Here is a 25,301-nt window from a genome sequence, read left to right as displayed (position 1 = left end):
GCAGGCGACAACATCGGTGCGCTGCTGCGCGGTGTTGCACGTGACGACGTAGAGCGTGGTCAGGTTCTTGCTCACCCGGGCACGATCACCCCGCACACGAAGTTCACGGCAGAGACCTACATCCTCACCAAAGAGGAAGGTGGCCGTCACACGCCGTTCTTCGCGAACTACCGTCCGCAGTTCTACTTCCGTACGACCGACGTAACGGGTACGGTTGAGCTGCCGGAAGGTACCGAGATGGTCATGCCGGGCGACAACGTGAACCTCACTGTTGAGCTTATCGCTCCGATCGCTATGGACGAGGGTCTCCGCTTCGCTATCCGCGAAGGTGGTCGTACCGTCGGCGCCGGCGTCGTAGCTAAAATCATCGCTTAATGTAATCTATGGCGCCGGTTCGTCCGGCGCCGCTTTTAAGGTGTAAGATCAATGGAAGCGCAAAACATTCGCATCCGCCTGAAGGCATTTGACCACCGTGTGCTTGACCAAGCAACCGGTGAGATCGCCAGCACGGCTAAGCGTACGGGCGCTCTGGTGCGCGGTCCTATTCCGCTGCCGACCAGGATCGAAAAATTCACGGTTCTTCGTGGTCCCCACATTGACAAGAAGTCCCGCGAACAATTCGAAATGCGTACCCACAAACGCTTGCTCGACATCGTTGACCCAACCCCGCAGACCGTAGACGCGCTGATGAAGCTCGACCTCGCTGCTGGTGTTGACGTTGAAATCAAACTGCAAGGATAAGACCCATGCGTACAGGTTTGATTGCAAAGAAACTCGGTATGACCCGCATTTTTAACGATGCCGGTCACCACGTGCCTGTAACGGTTCTGCAGCTTGACGGCTGTCAGGTTGTTGCTCAGCGCACGACAGAAAAAGACGGTTACACGGCTCTGCAACTTGGCGCCGGTGCCCGTAAAGTGAAAAACGTCTCTAAGGCACAGCGCGGCCACTTCGCAAAAGCTCAGGTTGAGCCGAAAGCGAAAGTAGCTGAGTTCCGCGTGTCTGAAGATGCGCTTGTAGAAGTTGGCGCAGAGCTGACCGCAGACCACTTCCTCGTAGGCCAACGCGTTGACGTTGTTGGTACCTCGAAAGGTAAAGGTTTCGCGGGTGCGATGAAGCGTCACAACTTCGGTGGTCTGCGTGCTTCGCACGGTGTGTCCATCTCCCACCGTTCGCACGGTTCCACGGGTCAGTGTCAAGATCCGGGCCGCGTGTTCAAGGGCAAGAAGATGGCCGGTCACCTTGGTGACGTTCGCAAGACCGTTCAAAGCGTTGAAATCATTGAGACGCGGGTTGAAGACGGCCTCATCCTCGTCAAAGGCGGTATCCCTGGCGCTAAAGAAAGCTGGGTACTGATCTCTGACGCTGCGAAGAAAGCTGCTCCGGAAGGTCTGCCGATGCCGGCCGCATTCCGTGCTCCCGCGCAAGCAGACGCACCTGCAGAAGCTCCGGCTGAAGCAGCTGCTCCTGCAGAAGCAAACGAGGAATAAGCGTCATGAAGACCGACGTCCTTACACTTGACGCCAAAAAAGCTGGTGACATCGAACTCGATGATGCCATCTTCGGCGTAACCGCGCGTGCAGACATCCTGCACCGTGTGGTAAACTGGCAGCTCGCGAAGCGTCGCGCCGGGACTCACGCTGTGAAGTTCCGTTCCGACATCGCTCGCACCGGTAAGAAGTTCGGCCGCCAAAAAGGTGGTGGTGGTGCCCGTCACGGTGACCGCCGTTCGAACATCTTCATCGGTGGTGGTCGTGCTTTTGGCCCGATCCCGCGCGATCATGGCTTCGACCTGCCGAAAAAAGTACGCAAGCTTGGCCTGAAAACGGCTCTGTCCGCGAAAGCGGCTGATGGCAAGCTCATCGTAGTTGATGTTGCGGAACTCAAAGAAGGCAAAACCAAAGAACTCGTAGCGAAGCTCGGCAAGCTCGGCCTTGCAAACGCGCTCTTTGTTGACGGCGTAGAAGTGAACGAAAACTTCAAACGCGCTGTTGCCAACATTCCGAACATCGATGTGCTTCCGAGCCAAGGTGCTAACGTGTACGACATTCTCCGTCGCGACACGCTGGTTCTGACCAAAGCTGCTGTTGCCAAACTCGAGGAGAGGCTCAAATGACCGCGATCAAGCATTATGACGTGATCAAGAGCCCGGTAATCACCGAAAAGGCAACGCTCGGCTCTGAAAATAACCAGGTAACCTTCAAAGTAGCGATCGACGCCACGAAGCCGGAAATTAAAGCGGCTGTTGAGGCACTCTTCGACGTGAAAGTGAAGAAAGTCAACACGCTTCGCCAAGAAGGCAAAGTGAAACGGTTCCGCGGTGTAGTCGGCAAACGCGCTGAGTACAAAAAAGCGATCGTTACGCTTGTCGAAGGCAACAGCATTGACGTGACGACGGGGGTTTAACCGATGGCACTCAAGCAATATAAACCGGTGACCCCGGCACAGCGTGGCCTGATCCTTGTTGACCGTGAAGGTCTGCACAAGGGCAAGCCTGTAAAAGCGCTGACCGAAGGTCTCACCAAATCCGGTGGCCGCAACAACAAAGGCCGTATCACCGCGCGTCGTCGTGGTGGTGGTCATAAGCGCACCTACCGGATCGTAGACTTCAAACGCACGAAATGGGACGTTCCAGCAACCGTTGAACGCCTCGAGTACGATCCGAACCGGACCGCATTCATCGCGCTGATCAAATATGAAGACGGTGAACTGTCTTACATCCTCGCTCCGCAGCGTCTCGCCCCAGGCGACACCGTCATCGCGGGTGAGAAAGTAGACGTGAAGCCGGGCAACGTAATGCCGCTCGCCAACATGCCGATTGGTACCATCATCCACAACGTGGAGATGAAAGCCGGCAAGGGTGGTCAGATCGCTCGTTCCGCTGGTGCGTATGCCCAGCTGATCGGTCGTGACCGCGGTTACGCCCAGCTTCGTCTGTCTTCGGGTGAAGTTCGCATCGTTCGTGGCGAGTGTGTCGCGACTGTTGGTGCGGTATCGAACCCTGATAACCAGAACATCAAGCTCGCTAAAGCGGGCCGGAGCCGCTGGCTGGGCCGTCGCCCGAGCGTTCGTGGTGTTGCCATGAACCCGGTTGATCACCCGCACGGTGGTGGTGAGGGTCGTACCTCCGGTGGTCGTCACCCAGTGACGCCATGGGGTAAGCCCACGAAAGGTAAGAAGACTCGGTCCAACAAAGGTACCGATAAACTTATCATCCGGTCGCGCCACGAGCGCAAGAAACGCTAAGGAGTCCTCAATATGGCACGCTCTGTATGGAAAGGCCCTTTCGTTGACATGCACCTTCTCAAGAAGGTGGAAGGCGCACTGGAAAGCGGCAAGACTTCGGCAGTTATTCAAACGTGGTCGCGTCGTTCGACCATTCTGCCGAACTTCGTTGGCCTGACCTTCAATGTCTACAATGGGCAAAAGTTCATTCCCGTTTACGCAACGGAAGACATGGTTGGTCACAAGCTTGGTGAATTCGCACCGACGCGCACCTATTACGGTCACGCGGCGGACAAAAAAGCGAAGAGGAAGTAACTGTGGGTAAGCAATCTGCAAAACGCCGTTTGGCGGATAACGAAGCAGTAGCAACCGCTACGATGCTTCGCGGCTCGCCCCAGAAACTCAACCTGGTGGCTGCCAGCATTCGCGGCATGAAAGTGGAAAAAGCTCTGGCAAGCCTGAGCTTTAACCGCCGTCGCAGTGCGATCGAAGTTAAGAAAGTTCTGCAGTCGGCAATCGCCAACGCAGAAAACAACCACAATCTGGACGTGGACAGCCTCGTTGTTGCGGAAGCAACCGTTGGCAAGGCCCTCGTGATGAAGCGTTTCCGCGCTCGTGCACGTGGTCGTGTTGGCAAGATCGTGAAGCCGTTCAGCCGTCTGCGCATCGTTGTGCGCGAAGTAGAGGAGACTGCATAATGGGTCAGAAAGTAAGCCCCGTCGGTCTGCGCCTCGGTGTCAACCGCACCTGGGACTCGCGCTGGTACGCCGAAGGTAATGACTATGGCAACCTGCTGCACGAAGACCTTAAGATCCGCAAGTTCGTGATGAAAGAGCTGTCGCAAGCCGGCATCTCCAAAGTGATCATCGAACGCCCGGCTAAAAAATGCCGCGTGACCATTTACTCGGCTCGTCCGGGTGTGATCATCGGTAAAAAAGGCGCCGACATCGAGAAGCTGCGTAGCAAGATCGCTCGTTTCACGAGCTCTGACGTAAGCCTCAACATCGTCGAAGTCCGTAAGCCGGAAATCGATGCGAAGCTGATCGCCGACAACATCGCACAGCAGCTGGAGCGCCGCGTTGCGTTCCGCCGCGCGATGAAGCGCTCGGTACAAAGCGCCATTCGTCTTGGTGCCGGTGGTATCCGTATCAACTGTGCCGGCCGTCTTGGTGGCGCAGAGATCGCACGGACCGAATGGTACCGCGAAGGCCGCGTGCCGCTGCACACCCTGCGCGCAGACATCGACTACGGTGTCTCCGAAGCCCTGACCGCATACGGTATTTGCGGCATCAAGGTTTGGGTGTTCAAAGGCGAGATCATGGAACACGATCCGATGGCTCACGAACGTCGTGCAAACGAAGTTCAAAGCCAAGGTGGTCCGTCCCGCCGTTAGGCCGGACGGTAAGTGATAGGAGCGACATCACATGTTGCAACCGAAACGTACAAAGTTCCGCAAGGCCCACAAAGGCCGGATCCATGGCAATGCCAAGGGCGGAACCGATCTGAACTTCGGCCAGTTCGGTCTCAAAGCGACCGCACCAGGCCGTGTAACGGCTCGTCAAATCGAGGCAGCCCGTCGTGCCATGAACCGCCACATGAAGCGTTCTGGTAAGGTGTGGATCCGGATTTTCCCGGATACCCCTGTTACGGCGAAACCTGCTGAGGTTCGTATGGGTAAAGGTAAAGGCTCTGTCGATCGTTGGGTGTGCAAGGTAAAACCTGGCCGCATCATGTTCGAAATCGATGGCGTCAATGAAGAACTGGCGCGTGGTGCGTTCGAACGTGCAGCTGCAAAGCTGGCCGTTCAGACCCGCATCGTGCAACGGATGCATTAAGAGCTAACGGAGAATTGAAATGAAGGCAGCTGATCTTCGTGCCAAGTCGCAAGACGAGCTCCGTCAAGAGCTCGAAAACCTGAAGAAAGAGCAGTTCAACCTGCGTTTTCAGGCGGCTTCCGGCCAACTCGAGAACACGGCTCGCGTACGCGAGATCCGTCGCGACGTAGCCCGGATCAAGACGATCCTGGGTCAGTCGGCTGAGGCGTAAGGAGTAAACCCATGCCAAAGCGTATTCTGCAAGGAACAGTGGTCAGCAACAAAGGCGAAAAAACCGTTGTTGTTAAAGTTGAACGTCGGATCAAGCATCCTTTGCTTGACAAAATTATTCGGCGCTCTAAGAAGTACCACGCTCACGATGAGAGCAACACTATTCAGGTTGGGGAGACAGTCCGCATTGAGGAATGTCGTCCTATTTCTAAACTGAAGACCTGGCGCGTAGTTGGTGGTGAGGCTTAGGCCTCACCTTCTTGCTATTCGTCGGCAATAACAAAGGGTGTAACCCATGATTCAGATGCAAACCAACCTCGACGTGGCCGATAACTCCGGGGCCAAGAGGGTGCAGTGCATTAAAGTGCTTGGTGGTTCCAAGCGCAAAACTGCCGGGGTAGGCGACATCATCGTCGTCTCCGTAAAGGAAGCGATCCCGCGGGGTCGTGTAAAGAAAGGTGACGTGCACCGCGCCGTCATCGTTCGTACTGCTAAAGAAGTACGTCGTCCGGACGGTACCACCATCCGTTTCGACCGCAACGCAGCAGTGCTTGTAAACAAGAACCATGAGCCGATCGGTACGCGTATTTTTGGCCCGGTCGTGCGTGAACTGCGTGCAAAGAAGCATATGAAGATCATCTCGCTTGCACCGGAGGTACTATAAATGGCCGCGAAACTGAAAAAAGGTGACAAGGTCGTTGTGGTTGCCGGTAAAGACAAAGGCAAGCGCGGNGAAATCACGTCTGTGCTCCCGAAGGAAGGCCGTGCGATTGTGTCGGGTGTTAACCTGATCAAGAAGCACAACCGTCCGACTCAGGTGAGTGCAGGTGGTATCGAAACGAAGGAAGCAGCCATTCAGCTCTCCAATCTGATGATTGAAGACCCGAAAGACGGCGCACCTTCGCGTGTTGGTTTCAAAGTTCTCGAAGACGGTCGCAAGGTTCGCTTTGCGAAGAAGTCCGGGGAGGTGATTGATGGCTAAAGCAACTAAGGCTCTGCCACGCCTTCGTACCGTGTACGAAGAAAAAGTACGTGCTTCCTTGCAGGAACAGTTCGGCTATAAAAACCCGATGCAGGTTCCGAAGCTGGACAAAGTTGTCATCAACGTTGGTGTTGGTGAAGCTGTTCAGGACAAGAAAAAGATCGACAAGGTAGTAGAAGAAATCGCTGCTATCTCCGGTCAGAAGCCTGTTGTTACCGTTGCCCGCAAGTCGATCGCAGGTTTCAAACTGCGTGAAGGCATGCCGATTGGCGTGAAGGTAACACTTCGCTCTGAACGTATGTACGAATTTCTTGACCGCCTGATCACCATTGCGCTTCCGCGCGTTCGTGACTTCCAGGGCGTAAACCCGAAGTCTTTCGACGGTCGCGGTAACTACGCAATGGGCCTCAAGGAACAAATCGTCTTCCCGGAAATCGACTATGATCGTATCGATACGGTACGCGGGATGGACATTATCATCTGCACCACGGCTCAAACCGACGACGAAGCGCGTGCGCTTCTCTCCGGCTTTGACATGCCGTTCAAAAAGTAACGGCAGCCGAAGGAGGGTTTTGATATGGCTAAGAAAAGTGCCATCAACAAGAACGAGCGGCGTGAAAAGCTTGTTGCAAAATATGCAACGAAGCGCGCTGAGCTTAAAGCGAAGGTCTATGATAAAGACCTGACCGACGAAGAGCGCTGGATGTATGCTCTTCAGCTCGCAGCACTGCCGCGTAATGGCGCCAAGACACGTCTTCGCAATCGTTGCGAAGTAACTGGTCGTCCGCGCGGTTACTACCGTAAATTCAAGATGTCCCGTATCGGCCTGCGTGAGCTTGGCTCCGCCGGTAAGATCCCGGGCGTCGTTAAGTCAAGCTGGTAAGGGGGTAGGCTCATGTCGATGACTGATCCGATCGGCGATATGCTGACCCGTATCCGCAACGGTCTGCAAGCTCGCAAAACCGTTGTATCCACACCTGCGTCCAAGACGCGTCAACGCATCCTGGACGTGCTCCAGCGCGAAGGTTTCATCCGCGGTTACACCCGCGTGGAAGGCGAGGCTAACAAAGCTGAGCTGACCATCGAACTGAAGTATCACGAAGGTGAGCCGGTTATTCGCACGATCAATCGTGTGTCGAAGCCTGGTCGCCGCGTATACAGCTCCGTTCGCGACCTGCCGCGTGTTCACAACGGCCTGGGTATTTCGATCGTTTCCACACCGAAAGGTGTTCTCTCCGACGCTGAAGCTCGTGAGAACAATGTGGGCGGCGAAATTCTCTGCACCGTATTCTAAGGAAAGGGAGAACTCATGTCCCGTATCGGTAAAAAGCCAGTGGCTATTCCGTCCGGCGTGACCGTTTCCTTGAACGGTTCTGAGCTGACGGCTAAAGGCCCTAAAGGCGAGCTCGCCATGTCCTTCGTTCCTGAGGTAGAAGTATCCCAGGACGATAGCGGCATCGTAGTGAAGCCTGTAAACGACACGAAGCGTGCCCGCTCCATGTGGGGTATGCAGCGCACGATGGTTGCCAACATTTTTGAAGGTGTGACCAACGGTTACTCCAAGAAACTGCAAATTGCAGGTGTTGGTTACCGCGCTGCTATGAAAGGCTCTTCGCTTAACCTGCAACTTGGCTACAGCCACGATATTGATTTCCCGGTTCCTGCCGGCCTCAAGATTGAGACCCCGGACCAGACCACGATCATTATCTCCGGCATCGACAAACAAGCTGTCGGTGAGACGGCTGCCAAGATCCGTGAGTTTCGCAAGCCTGAGCCCTACAAAGGTAAGGGTATCAAGTATGAAGGTGAATATATCTTCCGCAAGGAAGGTAAGAAAAAGTAACGGGTGTCAGGAATGGCTAAGAACAAACTTTTTGAACGGCGCCGTCAGCGCAACCGTACGCAACTTCGCAAGAAGAGCGTCGGGCGGCCGCGTCTTTCTGTACACCGCACTAACCAGCATATCTATGCGCAGATTATCGACGATGTGAAGGGCGCAACGCTTGCTGCAGCCTCCACCGTTGAGAAGGACCTGCGTGACGCTGCCACCTCGAACATCGAGGCCGCTGCGAAGGTTGGTAAATTGATTGCCGAGCGTGCTAAAGCTGCCGGCGTTGCTGATGTCGTGTTCGACCGTGGTGGTTTCCTCTACCATGGCCGTGTAAAAGCACTGGCTGACGCAGCGCGCGAAGGCGGCCTGGCATTCTAAGGTTAGAGATAAGGAAAAGGATGTCCAATGGCACGCCCAGAACGCAATCGTGAAGAAAGCGAACTCATCGAGAAGCTTGTCCACATCAACCGTGTGGCCAAGGTAGTAAAAGGTGGTCGTCGCTTTGGTTTCGCTGCTCTCGTAGTAGTTGGTGACCAACGCGGCCGTGTTGGCTTCGGCAATGGCAAGGCACGTGAAGTGCCGGAAGCAATCCGCAAGGCAACAGAAGCTGCCAAGAAAAATATGATCCGTGTTCCGCTCCGTGAGGGCCGGACGCTGCACCACGACATTAAGGGCCGTTGGGGCGCTGGTCGTGTGCTGCTCCGCACCGCACAAGCTGGTACCGGTATCATCGCAGGTGGTCCGATGCGCGCAGTGTTTGAAGCACTCGGCGTACAGGACGTGGTGACGAAGTCGCAAGGTTCCTCGAACCCATACAACATGGTTCGCGCAACGTTCGACGCTCTGGTGAACCAGAACTCGCCGCGTCAGATCGCTGCTAAACGCGGTAAGAAAGTTGCTGATATCGTAGCACGTCGTGGCGACATCAAAGTCGTCGGTGCTGACGAGGGTGACGATGCCGCAGACGCAAATTCGGCGGAGTAACGACCAATGGCTGCGAAAAAGAAAACGGTTAAAGTAACCCAGATCGGTAGCCCGATCCGCCGTGTAAAAGACCAGCGTGCTACGCTGGTCGGCCTCGGGCTGAACAAAATGAACAAGACGCGTGAGCTGGAAGACACTCCGGCTGTCCGCGGCATGATCAACAAGGTGCACCACCTGGTGCGCGTTGAAGATTAAGCCGGCGCGAGCGGAGAGAACGCATGAAAATCAACGAACTTCGTGACAACGACGGTGCCCGCAAAGCGCGCACCCGTGTAGGTCGCGGTATCGGTTCCGGCAAGGGTAAGACCGCCGGTTCCGGTCACAAAGGTCAAAAAGCGCGTTCGGGCGTTGCGATCAACGGCTTCGAAGGCGGTCAGATGCCAATCTACCGTCGTCTGCCGAAGCGCGGCTTCAAGAGCCTGAACAAAGGTGACTTCCAGGTGCTGAACATCGGCCGTCTGCAACAGGCGATCGATGCGAAGAAACTGGACGCCAAGAAACCGATCACTGTTGAAACGCTGGTGGAAGCTGGTGTTGTTGGCAAGGTCGTGGACGGTGTACGTCTCCTCGCTAAGGGCGAACTGACCGCCAAAGTCGATATCACGGTTACGGGTGCGTCAAAAGGCGCAGTCGAAGCTGTTGAAAAGGCTGGTGGCAAGGTTACTGTTGCCTAACAAAAAGCAATAAAGGCCGAGATAATCTCGACAAAAGATATAAGGGGCTGAGGTAAGCGTTTATGGCTTCCGCTGCAGAACAACTGGCGTCCAATATTAGCTTCGCATCCATCGGCAAAGCCGAAGAACTCAAGAAGCGTATCTGGTTCGCTCTCGGTGCACTCATCGTGTACCGTCTTTGCACCTACATTCCGCTGCCAGGCATCGATGCCGATGCTTTGGCGAACATGTTCGCAAGCATGGGTGGCGGTTTCGTCGATATGGTAAACACCTTCTCGGGTGGTGCACTGCAGCGGATGTCAATTATTACGCTTGGCATCATGCCCTATATCTCGGCCTCTATTATCATGCAGCTCCTCACCACCATGAGCCCGACCTTGGCTGCATGGAAAAAAGAAGGTGAGCAGGGCCGCAAGAAAATCAACCAATACACCCGTATCGGTACCGTGCTCCTGACCATTGTGCAGGGTTATGCGGTTGCCACCGGCCTTGAAAGCCAGCCGGGTGTGGTTGTCGACCCGGGCTTCTTCTTCCGTTTCACCACGGTTGTGACCCTTGTGGGCGGCACCATGTTCCTGATGTGGCTTGGTGAGCAAATCACCCAGCGCGGCATCGGTAACGGTATCTCCCTGATCATTTTCGCCGGTATCGTGGCATCCCTGCCTGCAACGCTCGCTCAGGCTTTTGAGCTGAACCGTGCGGGTTCCATGTCGCTGGCCGTTCTGCTTGCGCTCCTTGTTGGTGCTGCAGCCCTGATTTACTTCATCGTATTCTGTGAGCGCGCCCAGCGCCGTATTGTGATCCAGTATCCGAAGCGGCAGCAGGGGAACCGCATGTTCCAGGGCGACAAGTCGCACCTGCCGATGAAGCTCAACGTTGCGGGCGTTATCCCGCCGATCTTCGCGTCGTCGCTTCTCTTGATGCCGCTGACGGTTGTGAACCTTTACCAAAGCGGCGGGCCTGAGTGGCTCGGCACGATCACGGCTGTACTTGCGCCAGGTCGTCCGCTCTATATCGCGCTCTATGTTGCGCTGATCGTATTCTTCTGCTTCTTCTACACCGCCATTCAGTTCAACCCTGAAGACACGGCTGATAACCTGAAGAAGCACGGTGGCTTCGTACCGGGTATCCGCCCAGGCAAGCGCACCGCAGAATACCTCGACTATGTACTCACGCGCCTCACGGTTATCGGCTCCGCTTACATCGCACTTGTGTGTGTGATCCCGGAGATCCTGATCAGCCAGGCAGCGGTTCCTTTCTACCTCGGCGGCACCAGCCTGCTGATCGTTGTGAACGTGACGATGGATACGGTAAGCCAGATCCACTCGCACCTGATGGCGCAGCAGTATGAAGGCCTTCTCAAGAAGGCACGCCTGAAAGGGGGCCGCCGGTGATTGTAATTCTGTTCGGCCCTCCGGGCGCAGGTAAAGGCACCCAGGCCCAGCGTATCGAGAAGAAACGCGGCCTCGTGCAGCTCTCGACCGGCGACATGCTTCGTGCCGCCGTTGCAGCTGAAACCGAGATGGGGCTCGCCGCCAAAGCCAAGATGGCTGCAGGCCAGCTTGTCTCCGACGATATCGTGATCGGCATCATCCGTGACCGTATCAAGGAAGCTGATTGCAAAAACGGTTTCATCCTCGATGGTTTCCCGCGCACGGTTGCCCAAGCCGAAGCGCTTGACGACATGCTCGAGGCTCAAGGTCTCAAGCTCAATGCCGTGATCGAGATGAAAGTGGACGACGAAGCCCTTGTCGACCGTATCGCTGGCCGCTATACATGCGCCAAGTGTAACGAAGGGTATCACGACACCAACCTGAAGCCGAAGGTCGACGGGGTATGTGACGTGTGTGGCAGCACTGAATTCAAGCGCCGCCCGGACGACAATGCTGAGACAGTCGGTAAGCGACTGGAAGAATATTACGCACAGACGGCGCCGGTGTTGCCGTATTATGCGGAAAAAGGAATTTTGCAGCAAGTTGACGGCATGGCCGGTATTGACGAAGTTGCTGCACAAATAGACGCGGTCCTGGCCGCGTAAGAAACTGTCACAAGGCGGTTGACGAACCGGGGTTTGTTCATATAATCCCCGGCTTCGGCACGTCTTGTGATTCGACTACAACAGACGTGAACTTTGTAATTTAGGAGAAACGGTCGTGGCGCGTATTGCTGGCGTTAACATTCCGACCAACAAGCGAGTAGAAATCGCTTTGACCTATATTCACGGTATTGGCCACACGACGGCCAAAGGTATCTGCGAGAAGCTGAACCTCCCCCGTGAACGCCGGGTTTCGGAACTTACGGATTCTGAAGTAATTCAGATCCGTGAAATGATTGATACCGATTTCACTGTTGAGGGTGACCTCCGCCGTGAAGTTGCAATCAACATCAAACGGTTGATGGATCTCAAGTCTTATCGTGGTCTTCGTCACCGTGCAAAACTGCCGACGCGCGGTCAGCGCACGAGCACGAACGCCCGCACCCGTAAGGGTAAGGCTGTTCCGATCGCCGGTAAGAAGAAATAATCAAGGGTTAGGCTGTTTAGGTCCCCCCGTAATTTAGGGTCTGTTAGAGATGGCTAAAGATACAGGTCGCATTAAGCGCCGTGAGCGGAAAAACATCACCAATGGTGTTGCTCACGTAAATGCATCGTTCAACAACACGATGGTTACTATCACGGATGTTCAAGGGAACGCGATTTCCTGGTCGTCCGCTGGCATGATGGGTTTCAAGGGCTCACGTAAGTCCACGCCGTATGCTGCCCAGGTAGCAGCAGAAGATGCCGGTAAAAAGGCTCAAGAACATGGCGTGAAGTCACTGGAAGTGGAAGTAAAAGGTCCCGGCGCTGGTCGCGAGTCCGCTCTGCGCGCGCTTCAGGCCATCGGCTTTGTTATCACGTCCATCCGCGACGTGACGCCGATCCCACACAATGGCTGCCGCCCGCCCAAACGCCGTCGCGTGTAAGGCATTTTTGAGTATTAGGTAGTTACCGCCGAGTATTGGCGCGAATCCTTTGGCGTGTAAAAACGTCATACAAAATGAGGGTTACACCGTGATCCAGAAAAACTGGCAGGAACTGATTAAACCAAATGGTCTTACGATCGAGCCGGGTGCAGACCCGCTTCGTAAGGCCAAAATCGTTGTCGAACCGCTTGAGCGCGGCTACGGCATGACGCTGGGCAACGCCCTGCGCCGTGTTCTGCTGTCTTCGCTTCAAGGCGGCGCGGTAACGAGCATCCATATCGAGGGTGTTCTGCACGAGTTCTCTTCCGTACCGGGTGTACGTGAAGACGTGACGGACATTGTCCTCAACATTAAGCAACTGCCGGTACGTGTGACCAGCGATAGCGTTAAGCGCCTTCACCTGACCGCTTCCGGTCCGGGCGAAGTTAAAGCAAGTGCTATCTCCGAGGTTGCCGATGTTGATATCCTCGACAAGGACCTTGTGATCTGCCACCTCGACGAGGGGGCAACGCTTAACATGGAACTGACTGTTGCATCCGGTAAAGGCTATGTGCCGGCGGACCGCAACCGTCCTGAAGACGCCCCGATCGGTCTGATCCCGGTTGATGCGCTCTACAGCCCGGTTAAGAAAGTCAGCTACAAAGTTGAGAACACCCGTGAGGGCCAGGTTCTCGACTATGACAAGCTGACGGTCGAAGTTGAAACTGACGGCACCGTTACGCCTGAGGACGCAGTTGCTTTCGCAGCCCGTATCCTTCAGGACCAGCTCGCGATCTTCGTGAACTTTGACGAGCCTGAAGAAGCCACCAAGCAAGAAGACGATGACGAACCTGCGTTCAACCGTCAGCTTCTCCGCAAAGTGGACGAGCTTGAGCTTAGCGTTCGTTCCGCGAACTGCCTCAAGAACGACAACATCGTCTACATTGGCGACCTTGTGCAAAAGACCGAAGCAGAAATGCTCCGTACGCCGAACTTCGGCCGCAAGTCGCTCAACGAGATCAAGGAAGTTCTTTCGTCCATGGGCCTGCGCCTTGGCATGGAACTCCCGGCTTGGCCGCCAGAGAATATCGAAGAGCTGGCCAAGAAGCTCGAGCAAGACTACTAAGCCTTTGAGAAAAAGCCCGTGGAAACACTCCGCGGGCTTCGCCTCAATATTGTAAAAAACCTCCCCGATATGGGGACACCTGCCGGTACTATGCCCGATATGTAATGGAAGGGCGCAAGGCCGGACAGGCATCAAGGAGTTAAAACCATGCGTCACCGCAAAGCAGGCCGTCGCCTTAATCGTACCGTCAGCCACCGTAAAGCACTGTTCATGAACCTTGCTCAGGCGCTGATCAAGCACGAGCAGATCGTGACCACGCTGCCAAAAGCAAAAGACCTCGCACCGATCGTTGAAAAACTGATCACCGTTGCGAAAAAAGGTGGCCTTGCCAACCGTCGTCTTGCCATCGCTCGTCTGCAGGACGAAGCGCTTGTTGCAAAAATGTTCGACGAACTGGCAGAGCGTTACAAAGAGCGTAACGGCGGCTACACCCGCGTTCTCAAAGCTGGTTTCCGTCACGGCGACAACGCACCGATGGCTGTCATCGAGCTCGTTGACCGTAACGAAGATGCAAAAGGCCAGGACAGCGGCCCGACCGCTGACATGGACATGGAAGAAGACGCAGCGTAAGCTTCGCTTTCATCCGGAATTTGAAAGGGCAGCCGTTTGGCTGCCCTTTTTCTTTGTGTTGACAAGCACTTGGTAGGCCTGTCTCATCGGGCATCATGAATATAGCCGGAGGGGAGGGGCGCGTGACACTGCCGTGGAATCTGGATGCGATGCATGCCGTCGCTGCCTATCGTAGCGATTTCCTCACCTCCTTCTTCAATTTCTGGAGTGATGTCGGCGATGTGCCCGGCTATCTGTTGATCATCACGCTTCTCTATACCGCGATCAACCGCGCGCTTACTGTGCGGCTTGCTGTCTTGCTTCTTGTCACCATCTGTGTGAACCACATCCTGAAAACACTTATTGGCAACCCGCGCCCCTTTGTAGTGGACGGCAGTTGGACCGAGATGTGGGTGGTATCCAAGGGCCATGTAGAGAGCCTTGTGCTCGAATACTCCACACCGTCTGGTCACGCGATGTCCGTCGCTGCCTTTTATACCTATCTGGCGGCCGCAACGCGCCGACGTTGGCTCTCTGTTGCTGCCGTTATCGTCATGCTGCTCGTGGGCCTATCGCGCCCCTACCTGGGTGTGCATTATTTCGAGGATATCCTGCTTGGCTGGCTGCTTGGTGGATTGCTTGCGTGGGGCGCATTGCGGTATGGCGACAGGATCGAGCGACATTGGGAACGATTGTCCTTTGCTCTCAAAGCGACGAGACTGGTGGTCTTCAGTGTGGGCATGTGGGCCTTCACATATTTTCTTGGCGCCACGGCACCCGATCAACCGCCGCTATCGATTATTGGCAACCTGGGTTTCCTCACTGGCGTGTTGCTTGCGGCCCATCTGGAACGGCAGAGGGTAGGTTACGAGGTAGCCCCCGGTACGGTGTTGCAGAAAGTTGGCCGCTGGCTCCTGCTGATTGCATGTGTGGGTGCTACGATGCTCGCGCTAAGCTCGGCTGCCGACCAGATGGTAGAGCGCGCGAGTGCTATGGGGCATTTGGTGAAATACCTGCGCTACACCGCTGTTGGTTTTGCTGGCCTTTTGCTAGCGCCTTATCTTATGGTCCGCACACGGCTGGCAAAGGGACATTGAGCGTACTGCCCGCGGCCATCTTTTTGACCAAGTGTCGCGCGTTCCGGCCATGGGGTCGCCCTTTTTCAATACTACCGTCACACGCAACAAACGGGTGGGGCACGCCCGGATAATTGCGGAGGTTTGTGGTGAGACTGGAAAAATGGCAACAAGACGCGCCGGGCGGTGCGATGAAAACTTTGGGGCAAACACTGGCCGCGATTGCGGTTGAAACGAAGGCGCTGGGCTTTGATATGGCGTCTGACCCGGCTGTGGGTTCGCTCCTGCGTGCGCTCAGCGGCTCCAAGTCAGGCGGCACATGCCTTGAGCTTGGTACCGGCACCGGACTGTCCACCGCTTGGCTGCTGGCGGGTCTCTCACGCGATGCAAAGCTTGTGAGTGTCGATAATGAAATGAAGTTTCAGGACGTGGCGCGCCGCTACCTCGGGCCCGACCCACGGGTTACCTTTTGCCTTGAGGATGCGGGAGAGTTTATCCGTGCGCTTGAGCCCGCGCAGTTTGACCTGATATTTGCCGACACCTGGGCCGGCAAGTTCAGCCATCTTGATAAAACATTGGCACTCCTCAAGCCCGGCGGTATGTATGTGGTTGATGACCTTCTGCCGCAAGCGAATTGGCCTACAGGGCACCAGAGTACCGTTGATGCCTTTGTGGCGGATATGGCCCGGCGTGAGGCAATCCGCGTGGCCAGCCTTGACTGGGCAAGCGGCATCATGATTGCGACCCGCATTGCATGAGGTATGAATGAGCGACGACGTAACTTTCCTGCATCGGCGTGAACTTTATAGCGACCCGTTTCTCAAGGTCGCTGAACGCCAGTATTCCCACCGTGACCGCGACTACCGCTATTTCATCAAGGAAGAGCCGGAGTTCGCTGTGTGCGGCGCGGTGACCATGGAAGGTGAAGTCCTGATGGTGCGGCAGTTCAGGCCGGGGCCGGGCCGGTGGCTCTATGATATGCCCGGCGGCATGGTAGACGAGGGGGACACGCCCCTTGAGACCGCGCGCAAGGAGCTCTTGGAAGAAACCGGTTATATGGCTGAGATCAAACCTTTGGGAACAAGCTATGTAACGGCTTACTCGACAGCCAAGAAACATATCTTCCTCGCAACCAACTGCCGCAAGGTCGCGGAACCCGAGGATGATCCGCATATCATTGGCGAGCCGGTTCTTATCAGCCGAAAGGCGCTCAAGGGCATTATCGCAAGCGGCGAACTACTTGACCTTGACTGTGCCCTGATGCTTGACCGTTATCTCGACGAAACATACGGCGACTGAATGCTCCTCAGTTTGTGATTGGTCTTTGTGGCGACGTTATTCCACCTTATGGCTAAATACCCATAAGCGAGGAGGACGTCATGATTACAGTCAGTGTTTTTGGATGGGTGCCGGAATTTGCCCGCGGTGTTGTGCGTGACCTGCGCGTGCGCTGGGCGCTTGAAGAAGCAGGCCTTACATATAAGGAACACGTACTCAGAGAGGGTGAGAAGGAAACGCCCGACTATCTGGCGCTGCAACCCTTCGGGCAGGTACCTGCCTACAGGGATGATGAGGTCGCCCTGTTCGAATCAGCTGGTATAGTCCACCACATTGCACAGAAATCACCCGCTTTGATGCCAAGTGATCCGGTGCTTGCGGCGCAAGTGACGTCCTGGATGTTCGCGGCGATGAATTCAGTTGAGCCGCCGATCCAGAATTTGGCCGCGATTGACCTCTTTTTCGCCAATGAGGAATGGGCGAAGGCACGCCGGGCAGGGGCTGCGGACCAAGCACGTGGCCGCCTCAAGGCTCTCGCGGCGTATCTTGAAGGCAAGGATTATCTGGTCGGTGATGGTTTCACCGCAGCAGACCTCCTGATGTCGAGCGTGCTTCTCATTCTGCGCCACACTGACATGCTGGATGAGTACCCGGTGCTGATGGCCTATAAGGCACGTTGTCACGGGCGCCCGGGGTATGAGAAGGCGCTAGAGGACCAGCTCGCCACATTCGAGCGGGTGGCTGCCGCAACGCAGTAGGCGGCCTGTCGCAGTTTCTCCACAGTTGTTCGGTATGCCTTTGAGGGTTCGGAGTTTCGTTTCCTTCCCGAAACCTGAAAGGACGTTTGATGCACAACTTTACGAGATTAATTGGTGCCGCCGGGCTTATTACCCTTGGGTCACTTTCGGCCACCGCCGATGACGGGTTTGCAATAGCGGCACGTGCCAGCACCCAAGGCCTTGGCGGTGAAGTCATTTTCCCGCTCGCGGACAACCTGAATGTGCGCGGCGGTGTTTATGGCTTCAAATTCGGCCATACCGACACCGCATCCGATATTGAATATGACATGGACGCCAAACTGTTTTCTGCAGGTGGGTATCTGGATTGGCATGTGTTTGGTGGCAGCTTCCGGCTGAGCGCTGGTGGGCTTTATGATACCAACAAGCTTGTCGGCGCCAGCGTGCCTGGCCAGACCTACAATATCGGCGGCACGACATATACCTCTGATGAAGTGGGTACGCTCAACGGTCGGGTCACCGCGAACAAGTTTGTCCCTTACGCGGGCATCGGCTGGGGCAATGCTGTGTCCAGTGACAATAGCATCAGGATACTTTTTGACCTTGGTGTCATGTACCACGGCAGCCCCGAAGCCACCTTGACGGCAGATATTCCGTCGGACAGCCCATTGCGGGATGACCCTGCCGCTATGGCAGCCTTTCAGCAGAACCTCGCGGAAGAGCGTGCTGATTTTCAGGAAGATGTCGCTGACTATAAATTCTACCCTGTTGTCAGTGTCGGGCTTTCGTTCGCGTTTTAATCGCACGGCGCAACACTCTTAATGAATTGCGCAAGGGGAACACGGAGTGTCGCACACCCCTTGCGTCTCTGCCTTTGCTCGGCCATAACAGGCGTCTATGGAAAAGCCTTGGGTCAAGGGTCGAAGACAAAGGAACAATGTGTCAATGAACCAGATCGCCAAACGTGTTTCACTTCTGGTCGCGCTCGCGGTAGCTCCGCTTACTGCCCATGCGCAAGAGTATGAGACCGACAGGGTCGTGCCGCAGTCGCACGCGCAGGTTCAGCTCTCCTATGCCCCGATCGTGCGGGAGGCCGCGCCGGCTGTGGTGAATATCTACACAAAGCAAGTCGTGCGCACCCGGCGCTCCGCCATGTTTGACGACCCTCTGTTCCAGCGCTTCTTTGGTGACCAGTTCAGCTTCGGTATGCCCGAGGAACGCGTACGTGGCTCGCTCGGTTCCGGCGTTATTGTGCGCCCGAACGGGGTGATCGTCACCAATCACCACGTGATCGAAGGCGCGGACGAAATTCAGGTCGTGCTTGCCGACCGCCGCGAGTATGATGCACGCGTGGTGCTTGATGACGCTCGTACCGACCTCGCGATCCTGCAGATCGATACAGGCGACGAGGCGCTGCCGACACTCGCGCTCTCTGATTCCGATAATGTCGAGGTGGGTGATATCGTGCTCGCCATCGGCAATCCCTTTGGTATCGGCCAAACGGTCACCAGCGGTATCGTTTCCGCCAATGCGCGTACGCAGCAGGGCATTTCCGACTTCGGCTTCTTTATCCAGACAGATGCCGCCGTGAACCCCGGCAACTCTGGCGGCGCACTCATTGGTATGCGTGGCGAGCTGCTTGGTATCAATACCGCCATTTATAGCCGCACCGGTGCCTCGAACGGTATCGGCTTTGCGATCCCGGCCAATATGGTCAAGTCCGTGCTGCGCGCGGCCCTCAATGAAGGGCAGCTTGTGCGCCCCTGGCTTGGCGTGAACGGCCAGAACGTGACCGGTGATCTTGCGGCGAGCCTTGGTCTCGACCGTGCTGGTGGGGTGCTGATTGATGATGTGTTCCCGGGTAGCCCAGCTTCACAAGCGGGGCTCAAGCCGGGTGATGTGATCATGGCCGTTGGCGGCAAGGAAGTGATTGACGAACCGGGCCTCAATTTCCGCGTCGCAACCATGGAAGACGGTAGCGAGATTACGCTTGCAGTGCTGAGCGAAGGTTTCATTCAGGAGCGCACGGTCAAGCTCGGGTTGCCGCCTGAGGAACCCAAGCGCAATGTCACCAAAATTGATGGCCGCAACCCGTTCCAGGGCATCACCGTGGGCAACCTGTCGCCGCGCTTCAATGATGAGCTGCAGATCGACCTGTTCCTCAAAGGTGTAGCCGTGCTTGAGGTAGACCGCCGTACGCCAGCTGGCCGGTATCAGTTCCTGCTGCCGGGCGATATCCTTCTGGGTATCAACGGTAACCGGGTGGAACAGGTTACGGACCTTATGGATGCGCTGACGGACGATCAGGAACGTTATGTGTACCAACTGCGCCGCCGCGGCCAGAACCTTGAGTGCATGATCGTGCCGAACCGGTCGTTCCGCTGCCGACAGTAGGCCTTTTGCCACCAAGGATAGCATGAGCAATCTTTTTGAAAGTGCAGGGGTGGATGACGGTGCGCCGCGCCCCCTTGCGGACAGGCTTCGCCCGAAGTCGCTTGAGGACGTGGTTGGGCAGGACCATCTGTTGGGCCCATCAGGTGCGCTTGGCCGCATGGCGGCGACGGGGCGCATCTCCTCACTCATACTTTGGGGCCCACCCGGTACTGGCAAAACCACCATCGCGCGGTTGCTTGCCGGTCACGGCAATCTGGCGTTTGAGCAGATATCGGCCATTTTCTCGGGCGTTGCTGACCTAAAGAAGGTGTTTGAGGCCGCCAAGGCCCGCCGCATGGGTGGCCGTGGTACCCTTCTGTTTGTGGATGAAATCCACCGCTTCAACCGCTCGCAGCAGGATGGCTTTCTGCCTTATGTGGAAGACGGCACCATCATCCTGATTGGCGCGACGACCGAAAACCCGTCATTTGAGATCAACAGCGCGCTGCTTTCCCGGATGCAAGTGCTGGTGCTGAACCGTCACGATGATGCAGCGCTTGAAGAACTGCTCACCAGGGCTGAGGCGGAAATAGGGGAACCGTTGCCGCTTGATGCGGACGCCCGTGTCTCCCTGAAAGCCATGGCAGACGGGGATGGGCGTTTCCTTCTCAACTGTGTTGAGACCCTTTATGACTTGGCTGGCGGCGAGACATTGGACCCGCAGGCGCTTGCGTCGCTGTTGCAGAAACGGGCCCCCAGTTATGACAAGGACCGTGACGGTCACTATAACCTTATCTCGGCCCTTCATAAGTCGCTCAGGGGCTCAGACCCTGATGCCGCACTCTACTGGGCCGCGCGCATGCTGGTGGCGGGGGAGGACCCTCTCTACGTCGTGCGCCGCCTTGTGCGTTTTGCCAGTGAGGATATTGGCCTCGCGGACCCTGAAGCAATCCATCAGGCGCTCGCGGCCAAGGATGCGTACGAGTTCCTTGGCAGTCCTGAGGGTGAGCTGCAGATCATGCAGGCGGTGCTCTATCTCGCCACCGCACCAAAGTCGAACGCGGCTTACAAGGCGGAGAAGGCGGCCAAGCGCAGCGCCAAGGCGACTGGTAGCCTGATGCCGCCTGCGCATATCCTGAATGCGCCGACCAAGATGATGAAAGACATGGGTTACGGCGCTGGCTACGCCTATGACCATGACACCGAGGCTGGTGTTTCAGGCCAGAACTATTTCCCGGCCGAGATGAAACGGGAAGGGTTCTATAAACCTGTAGCCCGCGGCTTTGAACGCGAAGTGCAGAAGCGGTTGGAATACTTCAGTCGCGTCCGCGCAGACTATGCGGCGAAAAAGCCGCGCGAAGGCGAATAGGGCGCACTAGCGGTAAAGCGGTGTGACCGGGAAGCTTTCAATGGCGAAAGCGATTGTCCAAGGCACCAGTTCAGCGACAAAAATGCCGCCTGTGATGGCCGGGTCTGCGGCGAGCAGGGCTTCGGCGTCTTCAAGGCTTTTCGTTTTGAAAACCGCAAGGCCGCGCGTCTCGCCAAGTTTCCCTCCGGCAATCAAGGTCCCGGCGTCGCGCAGACTACGAATATATAAGCCGTGGTTACGCAATCCTTGCTCTTCCATCGGCTTGCCGTGCTGCCAGGCTGGGCCGGGGCTATAGAGCGCTGCGTATGCGATATGGTCTGATGTATTGTCGTCTGCCACCGCGTTTTCCCTATCTGCTGTCACTATCGCGACCATCACAAGCATGACTGCCGTGCATCTGCAAACCGCCGTTCTGAGCTTGGTAAACCACATTTTATCCTCCCTGTGTGACCGGGCCTTTTTTATCCCAGTTCTTGATTTCGGCGATTCAGTACCATACTGTATGGTATGTTTCAATAAAAACTGATGGGGTACATATGACCGGTAACAAAAGATGGCGGAAAGAGACGTGGACCGAGTTTGGCGCTGAGCAATTGCGGCAGCATGGCCCGTCCGTGTTGACGGTTGATAGTCTGTGCGCTGCTGCCGGGCGCACTAAAGGTTCCTTCTATCATCACTTTGACACCATCGATTCTTTCCTGATTGAACTCGCCAAGTTCTGGCGCACGGCCGAGACCGATGAGGTGATTGAGGCCGTACAGCAAGAGGCGGACCCACAAGCGCGCCTGGCGCGTCTCGTGACCCTCACCAACGAGACAGACCACCGGCTTGAGGCAGGTATGCGCGCGCTGTCACTGGGGAATGAGGCAATTCGCAGTCTTGTGCTGGCATCAGATGGTGCACGTGTTGGCTTTCTCGGAAAATTGCTCGCTGATGCCTATGGGCTGGAGGACGAGAGAGCAGGGCATATTGCGCGGCTCTATCACGCGCTTCATCTGGCCGCACAGTTCCGCAGCCCTGACGATATTGGCGGCTTTTCTGCGGGTCCGACCGAGCTTATCCGCGCCTGGGTGCGGCGGGACGCCGGGATGGAGTGATATCCGGTTCGTCCGGAACCGTTAGGCTAAACCCCTGTTTTCATGTTATAATCATGCCTGAAGGTCAGTCAGTTCCTTGGGGTAATGGTGCAGGACTTCGATAGATTTATCGGTATCGATTGGGCGGGTGCAAAAGGTAAGCGCCACGCTGGTCTAGCCGTAGCTGCATGCGACGCGGGGCAGGGCGTGCCTACGCTTGTCACACCACCCTCGGGCAATAACCGCTGGAGCCGCGCTGAGCTTGCAGACTGGATCGCAGCTGGTGCTGGCGGTGGGCGGGTGCTCATCGGCATCGATTCCTCATTCGGCATGCCTTTTGTCGACGAAGGGGCGTATTTCCCGGTCGCCAATTCGCCAAAGGATATCGCACATCTTTGGCACAGTGTCCGCACACTGTGCGCCCGCGATGCGGACTTCTACGGCGGCCCTTTTGTAGACATGCACGCCGACCATTATCTCCGGCTTGGTCACCGCGGCACACGTTATAGCCGACGCATGCGGGTGGCTGAAAACCTCGCGGTTTCAAGCGGCGCCGGCCCGTGTGAGAGTGTGTTTCACCTGATCGGGCCAAGTCAGGTGGGGCTATCAGGCATCTCCACCATGGCGATGCTGCATGAACTGAATGATGCCGAGCCGGTAGCCGTCTGGCCCTTTGATGAGGTGGGTGGTGCGCCGGTCACGGTGGTGGAAATTTACGCTGCGGTGTTCGCGAGCCTTGGTGGTCACCGCGGCAAAATACGGGATATGGCGGCCTTGGAGAACATCCTCGATACAATCGGCTGTAAAGGTGCACTGGCGCTTGATAGCTTCGTTGATGATCACAAGGCAGATGCGCTGGTGACCGCTGCGGGCTTGCGCGCCATTGCGCATGATCGCAAATACTGGAATCCAGAACAACTCTCCGCTATGGTGCGCCGCACCGAAGGCTGGATCTTCGGCATAGTTTGAAAAGGAACAGTGCATGCAGATGCTGCTTGCCGTCGCCATGGGTGGCGCGCTTGGCGCGGTCTCCCGCCACTATGTGGCAGGGCAGATACTGCGTATGACAGGTCCCGGCTTTCCCTATGGCACCATGGTTGTAAACATCCTTGGTAGCCTTTTGATGGGGCTGATGATCACGGCATTCGCGGTGAAGTTCGAGGCAAGCCAGGAATTGCGCGGTTTTCTGACCGTGGGCCTGCTTGGTGGCTTTACCACCTTTTCAACCTATTCGCTGGAAACGGCGATGCTGATTGAACGCGGTGATTGGACGAGCGCAGCCCTTTATGCCTTTGGCTCGATGGCTGTTGGACTTGTCGCACTGTTTGCTGGAATTTGGCTTGGTCGGGTGTTGATATGAGTGGCGTACAGAATATTACAGTCAAGAAGGACGATGCGGGCATCAGGATTGACCGCTGGTTCAAGCGGCATTTCCCCGCGCTGAGCTTTGGCCGCCTACAGAAGGCGATGCGCAAGGGTGAAGTACGCCTGGACGGCAAGCGCGTGAAGGGCGACGAACGCATCGAGCCCGGGCAGGTGATCCGTATCCCACCGCTGGACGATAGCGCCACTGAAGCGCCGAAACGCGAGGAAAAGCGCCGCCTGTCTGATGCCGAGATCAAAGAGGTGCAGTCCTGGGTTCTGTATAAGGACGATGAGGTTATCGCCATCAATAAACCCGCGGGCTTGCCGACCCAGGGCGGTACGGGCCAGACACGGCACCTTGATGGCCTATTGGATGCACTCCGTTTCGGTAGTGCGCACCGTCCGCGACTTGTGCACCGGCTGGATAAAGATACGTCTGGCGTTCTGCTCCTTGGTCGTACGCCGAATGCGGCGGCGGCGCTCGCCAACGCTTTCAAGACCAAAGAGACAGACAAACGCTATTGGGCGCTGGTAATCGGCACACCGAAGCAGCGCGACGGGCGTATCATCCTCAAGATGGAAAAAGCGCCGATCAAAGGCAATGAACGCATGATCGTGAGCGACAAGGGCCAGCATTCGCTGACCGACTATGCCGTGGTTGAAAGTGCCGGGCAAAAGGCCTGCTGGCTGGCGCTGAAGCCCCATACGGGCCGCACGCACCAGCTGCGCCTGCACTGCGCCGAGATGGGCCACCCGATCGTGGGTGACGGCAAATATGGCGGCGCGGATGCATTTCTCTCTGGCTCTATCTCCAAGAAGCTGCACCTGCACAGCCAGTCGGTCAGCTTTCCGCACCCGGAAGGTGGCCGCATGAGCGTCAGCGCGCCGCTGCCGGACCATATGGCAGCCAGCTTCGATATGCTCGGCTTTGAGCCGCAGTTCTACGAAGATCCGCTGGTTGACGAGGAATAGGGCGTGGCGGAGCATAACAAGCTTATCATTTTCGACTGTGACGGCACGCTGGTCGATAGCCAGCATATGATCGTCACCACCATGCATGAAACCTTCGCCAAGCGCGGCCTTGCAGCGCTGGAGGACAATGCTGTCCGCCGTATTGTGGGGCTGAGCCTTGTGGAAGCCATCGCTTACCTGCTGCCAAACGAAGCGCCTGAAGTACACACGGAGATGGCGGAGGAATACAAAGCGATCTTCTACCGCTTGCGCGTGGAGGAGAAAGCCGGGCCTGACCCGCTCTACCCCGGCACACGGGAGGTGCTTGAGGCGCTGAACGCGGACGGATACATCCTCGGGGTCGCGACGGGCAACAGCATGCGCGGGCTGAAGCGTGTCTTGGAAGAGCACGATCTAGGGCATCTGTTTGTGACACTCCAGACCGCAGACCTGCATCCCTCCAAGCCACACCCAAGCATGATCCAGACTGCGATTGTGGAAGCGGGAAGCCATGAGGGCGCAACCCTGATGATCGGCGACACCACATTTGATATGATGATGGCGCGCAACGCGAAAGCTCATGGCCTTGGTGTCGACTGGGGCTACCATGCGCGCGCTGACCTTGAAGGTGCAGGCGCAGGCCAAGTGATTTCAAGCTTCCATGATATTCCGGGTATCGCGGAAGCAACCATCGGCAAAGCCGCGTAGAAAGCAGGACGG

The 25,301-nt window shown here is 56.5% G+C and carries 41 protein-coding genes; 40 read left to right on the top strand and 1 reads right to left on the bottom strand.

Annotated elements, in window-relative coordinates; all coding sequences use genetic code 11:
* The 35 genes from B150_RS0117820 to B150_RS0117650 form a co-directional block, all read left to right on the top strand.
* Positions 1-375 (top strand): EF-Tu C-terminal domain-related protein (locus B150_RS0117820; protein ID WP_020401310.1); only part of this gene is annotated, 375 nt, incomplete at its 5' end.
* Between the two features lie 51 nt (positions 376-426).
* A complete protein-coding gene (rpsJ, locus tag B150_RS0117815) occupies positions 427-741 on the top strand; it encodes a 30S ribosomal protein S10 (RefSeq protein WP_020401309.1) in 315 nt (104 codons plus the stop codon).
* A 5-nt stretch (positions 742-746) separates the two neighbouring features.
* Positions 747-1,490 (top strand): 50S ribosomal protein L3, encoded by a 744-nt coding sequence (rplC, locus tag B150_RS0117810; RefSeq protein WP_020401308.1) that lies wholly within the window; start codon positions 747-749, stop codon positions 1,488-1,490.
* A 5-nt stretch (positions 1,491-1,495) separates the two neighbouring features.
* Positions 1,496-2,116: a 50S ribosomal protein L4 gene (rplD, locus tag B150_RS0117805; protein WP_020401307.1), complete on the top strand. Its 621-nt coding sequence runs from the start codon at positions 1,496-1,498 to the stop codon at positions 2,114-2,116.
* A complete protein-coding gene (locus B150_RS0117800) occupies positions 2,113-2,406 on the top strand; it encodes a 50S ribosomal protein L23 (protein ID WP_020401306.1) in 294 nt (97 codons plus the stop codon). The genes rplD and B150_RS0117800 overlap by 4 nt, the downstream gene beginning before the upstream one ends.
* A gap of 3 nt (positions 2,407-2,409) precedes the next feature.
* On the top strand, positions 2,410-3,246 hold the full coding sequence (gene rplB, locus B150_RS0117795; RefSeq protein ID WP_020401305.1) for a 50S ribosomal protein L2: 837 nt from the start codon (positions 2,410-2,412) through the stop codon (positions 3,244-3,246).
* Between the two features lie 12 nt (positions 3,247-3,258).
* The gene (gene rpsS, locus B150_RS0117790; protein ID WP_020401304.1) at positions 3,259-3,540 is read left to right on the top strand and encodes a 30S ribosomal protein S19; all 282 of its coding nucleotides are present in this window, start codon (positions 3,259-3,261) and stop codon (positions 3,538-3,540) included.
* Between the two features lie 2 nt (positions 3,541-3,542).
* A complete protein-coding gene (gene rplV / locus B150_RS0117785; protein WP_020401303.1) occupies positions 3,543-3,923 on the top strand; it encodes a 50S ribosomal protein L22 in 381 nt (126 codons plus the stop codon).
* Positions 3,923-4,618 (top strand): 30S ribosomal protein S3, encoded by a 696-nt coding sequence (rpsC, locus tag B150_RS0117780; RefSeq protein WP_020401302.1) that lies wholly within the window; start codon positions 3,923-3,925, stop codon positions 4,616-4,618. The genes rplV and rpsC overlap by 1 nt, the downstream gene beginning before the upstream one ends.
* 31 nt (positions 4,619-4,649) lie before the next feature.
* On the top strand, positions 4,650-5,060 hold the full coding sequence (gene rplP, locus B150_RS0117775; protein WP_020401301.1) for a 50S ribosomal protein L16: 411 nt from the start codon (positions 4,650-4,652) through the stop codon (positions 5,058-5,060).
* 19 nt (positions 5,061-5,079) lie between these two features.
* The gene (rpmC, locus tag B150_RS0117770; RefSeq protein ID WP_020401300.1) at positions 5,080-5,271 is read left to right on the top strand and encodes a 50S ribosomal protein L29; all 192 of its coding nucleotides are present in this window, start codon (positions 5,080-5,082) and stop codon (positions 5,269-5,271) included.
* 11 nt (positions 5,272-5,282) lie between these two features.
* Positions 5,283-5,519 (top strand): 30S ribosomal protein S17, encoded by a 237-nt coding sequence (rpsQ, locus tag B150_RS0117765; protein ID WP_020401299.1) that lies wholly within the window; start codon positions 5,283-5,285, stop codon positions 5,517-5,519.
* A gap of 46 nt (positions 5,520-5,565) precedes the next feature.
* The gene (rplN, locus tag B150_RS0117760) at positions 5,566-5,934 is read left to right on the top strand and encodes a 50S ribosomal protein L14 (protein ID WP_020401298.1); all 369 of its coding nucleotides are present in this window, start codon (positions 5,566-5,568) and stop codon (positions 5,932-5,934) included.
* The gene (rplX, locus tag B150_RS0117755) at positions 5,935-6,252 is read left to right on the top strand and encodes a 50S ribosomal protein L24 (protein WP_020401297.1); all 318 of its coding nucleotides are present in this window, start codon (positions 5,935-5,937) and stop codon (positions 6,250-6,252) included.
* Positions 6,245-6,805 (top strand): 50S ribosomal protein L5, encoded by a 561-nt coding sequence (gene rplE, locus B150_RS0117750; RefSeq protein WP_020401296.1) that lies wholly within the window; start codon positions 6,245-6,247, stop codon positions 6,803-6,805. Before rplX ends, rplE begins: the two co-directional genes overlap by 8 nt.
* A gap of 24 nt (positions 6,806-6,829) precedes the next feature.
* Positions 6,830-7,135 (top strand): 30S ribosomal protein S14, encoded by a 306-nt coding sequence (gene rpsN, locus B150_RS0117745; protein WP_020401295.1) that lies wholly within the window; start codon positions 6,830-6,832, stop codon positions 7,133-7,135.
* A gap of 12 nt (positions 7,136-7,147) precedes the next feature.
* Positions 7,148-7,546: a 30S ribosomal protein S8 gene (gene rpsH, locus B150_RS0117740; RefSeq protein WP_020401294.1), complete on the top strand. Its 399-nt coding sequence runs from the start codon at positions 7,148-7,150 to the stop codon at positions 7,544-7,546.
* 15 nt (positions 7,547-7,561) lie between these two features.
* Positions 7,562-8,095, top strand: a complete 534-nt coding sequence (gene rplF / locus B150_RS0117735; protein WP_020401293.1) for a 50S ribosomal protein L6 — start codon at positions 7,562-7,564, stop codon at positions 8,093-8,095.
* A 12-nt stretch (positions 8,096-8,107) separates the two neighbouring features.
* A complete protein-coding gene (gene rplR / locus B150_RS0117730) occupies positions 8,108-8,461 on the top strand; it encodes a 50S ribosomal protein L18 (protein WP_020401292.1) in 354 nt (117 codons plus the stop codon).
* Positions 8,462-8,488: 27 nt separating this feature from the next.
* The gene (gene rpsE / locus B150_RS0117725; protein ID WP_020401291.1) at positions 8,489-9,067 is read left to right on the top strand and encodes a 30S ribosomal protein S5; all 579 of its coding nucleotides are present in this window, start codon (positions 8,489-8,491) and stop codon (positions 9,065-9,067) included.
* A 6-nt stretch (positions 9,068-9,073) separates the two neighbouring features.
* The gene (gene rpmD, locus B150_RS0117720) at positions 9,074-9,262 is read left to right on the top strand and encodes a 50S ribosomal protein L30 (RefSeq protein ID WP_020401290.1); all 189 of its coding nucleotides are present in this window, start codon (positions 9,074-9,076) and stop codon (positions 9,260-9,262) included.
* A gap of 23 nt (positions 9,263-9,285) precedes the next feature.
* Positions 9,286-9,741, top strand: coding sequence for a 50S ribosomal protein L15 (gene rplO / locus B150_RS0117715; protein ID WP_020401289.1), 456 nt, complete (start codon positions 9,286-9,288; stop codon positions 9,739-9,741).
* A gap of 62 nt (positions 9,742-9,803) precedes the next feature.
* The gene (gene secY, locus B150_RS0117710) at positions 9,804-11,135 is read left to right on the top strand and encodes a preprotein translocase subunit SecY (RefSeq protein WP_020401288.1); all 1,332 of its coding nucleotides are present in this window, start codon (positions 9,804-9,806) and stop codon (positions 11,133-11,135) included.
* A complete protein-coding gene (locus tag B150_RS0117705) occupies positions 11,132-11,779 on the top strand; it encodes an adenylate kinase (RefSeq protein WP_020401287.1) in 648 nt (215 codons plus the stop codon). Before secY ends, B150_RS0117705 begins: the two co-directional genes overlap by 4 nt.
* Positions 11,780-11,894: 115 nt before the next feature.
* On the top strand, positions 11,895-12,263 hold the full coding sequence (gene rpsM / locus B150_RS0117700; RefSeq protein WP_020401286.1) for a 30S ribosomal protein S13: 369 nt from the start codon (positions 11,895-11,897) through the stop codon (positions 12,261-12,263).
* Between the two features lie 49 nt (positions 12,264-12,312).
* Positions 12,313-12,702: a 30S ribosomal protein S11 gene (gene rpsK / locus B150_RS0117695; RefSeq protein WP_020401285.1), complete on the top strand. Its 390-nt coding sequence runs from the start codon at positions 12,313-12,315 to the stop codon at positions 12,700-12,702.
* A gap of 88 nt (positions 12,703-12,790) precedes the next feature.
* A complete protein-coding gene (locus B150_RS0117690; RefSeq protein WP_020401284.1) occupies positions 12,791-13,807 on the top strand; it encodes a DNA-directed RNA polymerase subunit alpha in 1,017 nt (338 codons plus the stop codon).
* A 147-nt stretch (positions 13,808-13,954) separates the two neighbouring features.
* Positions 13,955-14,377: a 50S ribosomal protein L17 gene (rplQ, locus tag B150_RS0117685; RefSeq protein ID WP_020401283.1), complete on the top strand. Its 423-nt coding sequence runs from the start codon at positions 13,955-13,957 to the stop codon at positions 14,375-14,377.
* 122 nt (positions 14,378-14,499) lie between these two features.
* Positions 14,500-15,453 carry a phosphatase PAP2 family protein gene (locus tag B150_RS0117680; RefSeq protein ID WP_020401282.1) on the top strand — a complete coding sequence of 318 codons (954 nt, stop codon included), beginning with the start codon at positions 14,500-14,502 and terminating at the stop codon, positions 15,451-15,453.
* A gap of 128 nt (positions 15,454-15,581) precedes the next feature.
* Positions 15,582-16,190 carry an O-methyltransferase gene (locus B150_RS0117675; RefSeq protein ID WP_020401281.1) on the top strand — a complete coding sequence of 203 codons (609 nt, stop codon included), beginning with the start codon at positions 15,582-15,584 and terminating at the stop codon, positions 16,188-16,190.
* Positions 16,191-16,197: 7 nt separating this feature from the next.
* On the top strand, positions 16,198-16,731 hold the full coding sequence (locus tag B150_RS21800) for an NUDIX hydrolase (protein ID WP_020401280.1): 534 nt from the start codon (positions 16,198-16,200) through the stop codon (positions 16,729-16,731).
* Between the two features lie 80 nt (positions 16,732-16,811).
* The gene (locus B150_RS0117665) at positions 16,812-17,468 is read left to right on the top strand and encodes a glutathione S-transferase family protein (protein WP_020401279.1); all 657 of its coding nucleotides are present in this window, start codon (positions 16,812-16,814) and stop codon (positions 17,466-17,468) included.
* A gap of 89 nt (positions 17,469-17,557) precedes the next feature.
* Positions 17,558-18,247, top strand: a complete 690-nt coding sequence (locus B150_RS21795; RefSeq protein ID WP_020401278.1) for a hypothetical protein — start codon at positions 17,558-17,560, stop codon at positions 18,245-18,247.
* A 145-nt stretch (positions 18,248-18,392) separates the two neighbouring features.
* Positions 18,393-19,841 (top strand): DegQ family serine endoprotease, encoded by a 1,449-nt coding sequence (locus tag B150_RS0117655; RefSeq protein WP_020401277.1) that lies wholly within the window; start codon positions 18,393-18,395, stop codon positions 19,839-19,841.
* A 22-nt stretch (positions 19,842-19,863) separates the two neighbouring features.
* Positions 19,864-21,189 carry a replication-associated recombination protein A gene (locus B150_RS0117650; protein WP_020401276.1) on the top strand — a complete coding sequence of 442 codons (1,326 nt, stop codon included), beginning with the start codon at positions 19,864-19,866 and terminating at the stop codon, positions 21,187-21,189.
* Between the two features lie 6 nt (positions 21,190-21,195).
* Here B150_RS0117650 and B150_RS0117645 read toward each other — a convergent pair whose 3' ends face one another.
* Positions 21,196-21,528 carry a YciI family protein gene (locus B150_RS0117645; RefSeq protein WP_162139720.1) on the bottom strand — a complete coding sequence of 111 codons (333 nt, stop codon included), beginning with the start codon at positions 21,526-21,528 and terminating at the stop codon, positions 21,196-21,198.
* Between the two features lie 197 nt (positions 21,529-21,725).
* Here B150_RS0117645 and B150_RS22740 point away from each other — a divergent pair, with 197 nt between their 5' ends.
* The 5 genes from B150_RS22740 (at position 21,726) to B150_RS0117620 (ending at position 25,289) form a co-directional block, all read left to right on the top strand.
* The gene (locus B150_RS22740) at positions 21,726-22,286 is read left to right on the top strand and encodes a TetR/AcrR family transcriptional regulator (protein WP_020401274.1); all 561 of its coding nucleotides are present in this window, start codon (positions 21,726-21,728) and stop codon (positions 22,284-22,286) included.
* Positions 22,287-22,472: 186 nt separating this feature from the next.
* The gene (locus B150_RS0117635; RefSeq protein ID WP_155860125.1) at positions 22,473-23,234 is read left to right on the top strand and encodes a hypothetical protein; all 762 of its coding nucleotides are present in this window, start codon (positions 22,473-22,475) and stop codon (positions 23,232-23,234) included.
* A gap of 13 nt (positions 23,235-23,247) precedes the next feature.
* Positions 23,248-23,625: a fluoride efflux transporter CrcB gene (crcB, locus tag B150_RS0117630; RefSeq protein ID WP_020401272.1), complete on the top strand. Its 378-nt coding sequence runs from the start codon at positions 23,248-23,250 to the stop codon at positions 23,623-23,625.
* On the top strand, positions 23,622-24,602 hold the full coding sequence (locus B150_RS0117625) for an RluA family pseudouridine synthase (RefSeq protein ID WP_020401271.1): 981 nt from the start codon (positions 23,622-23,624) through the stop codon (positions 24,600-24,602). Before crcB ends, B150_RS0117625 begins: the two co-directional genes overlap by 4 nt.
* Positions 24,603-24,605: 3 nt before the next feature.
* Complete coding sequence (locus B150_RS0117620) at positions 24,606-25,289, top strand: HAD-IA family hydrolase (RefSeq protein ID WP_020401270.1); 684 nt, start codon at positions 24,606-24,608, stop codon at positions 25,287-25,289.
* Positions 25,290-25,301: the final 12 nt, after the last annotated feature.

The organism is Kordiimonas gwangyangensis DSM 19435 = JCM 12864 (genome assembly GCF_000375545.1).
In the GTDB taxonomy this organism is placed as follows: Bacteria; Pseudomonadota; Alphaproteobacteria; order Sphingomonadales; family Kordiimonadaceae; genus Kordiimonas; species Kordiimonas gwangyangensis.
This window is presented reverse-complemented; position numbering and strand designations above follow the sequence as displayed.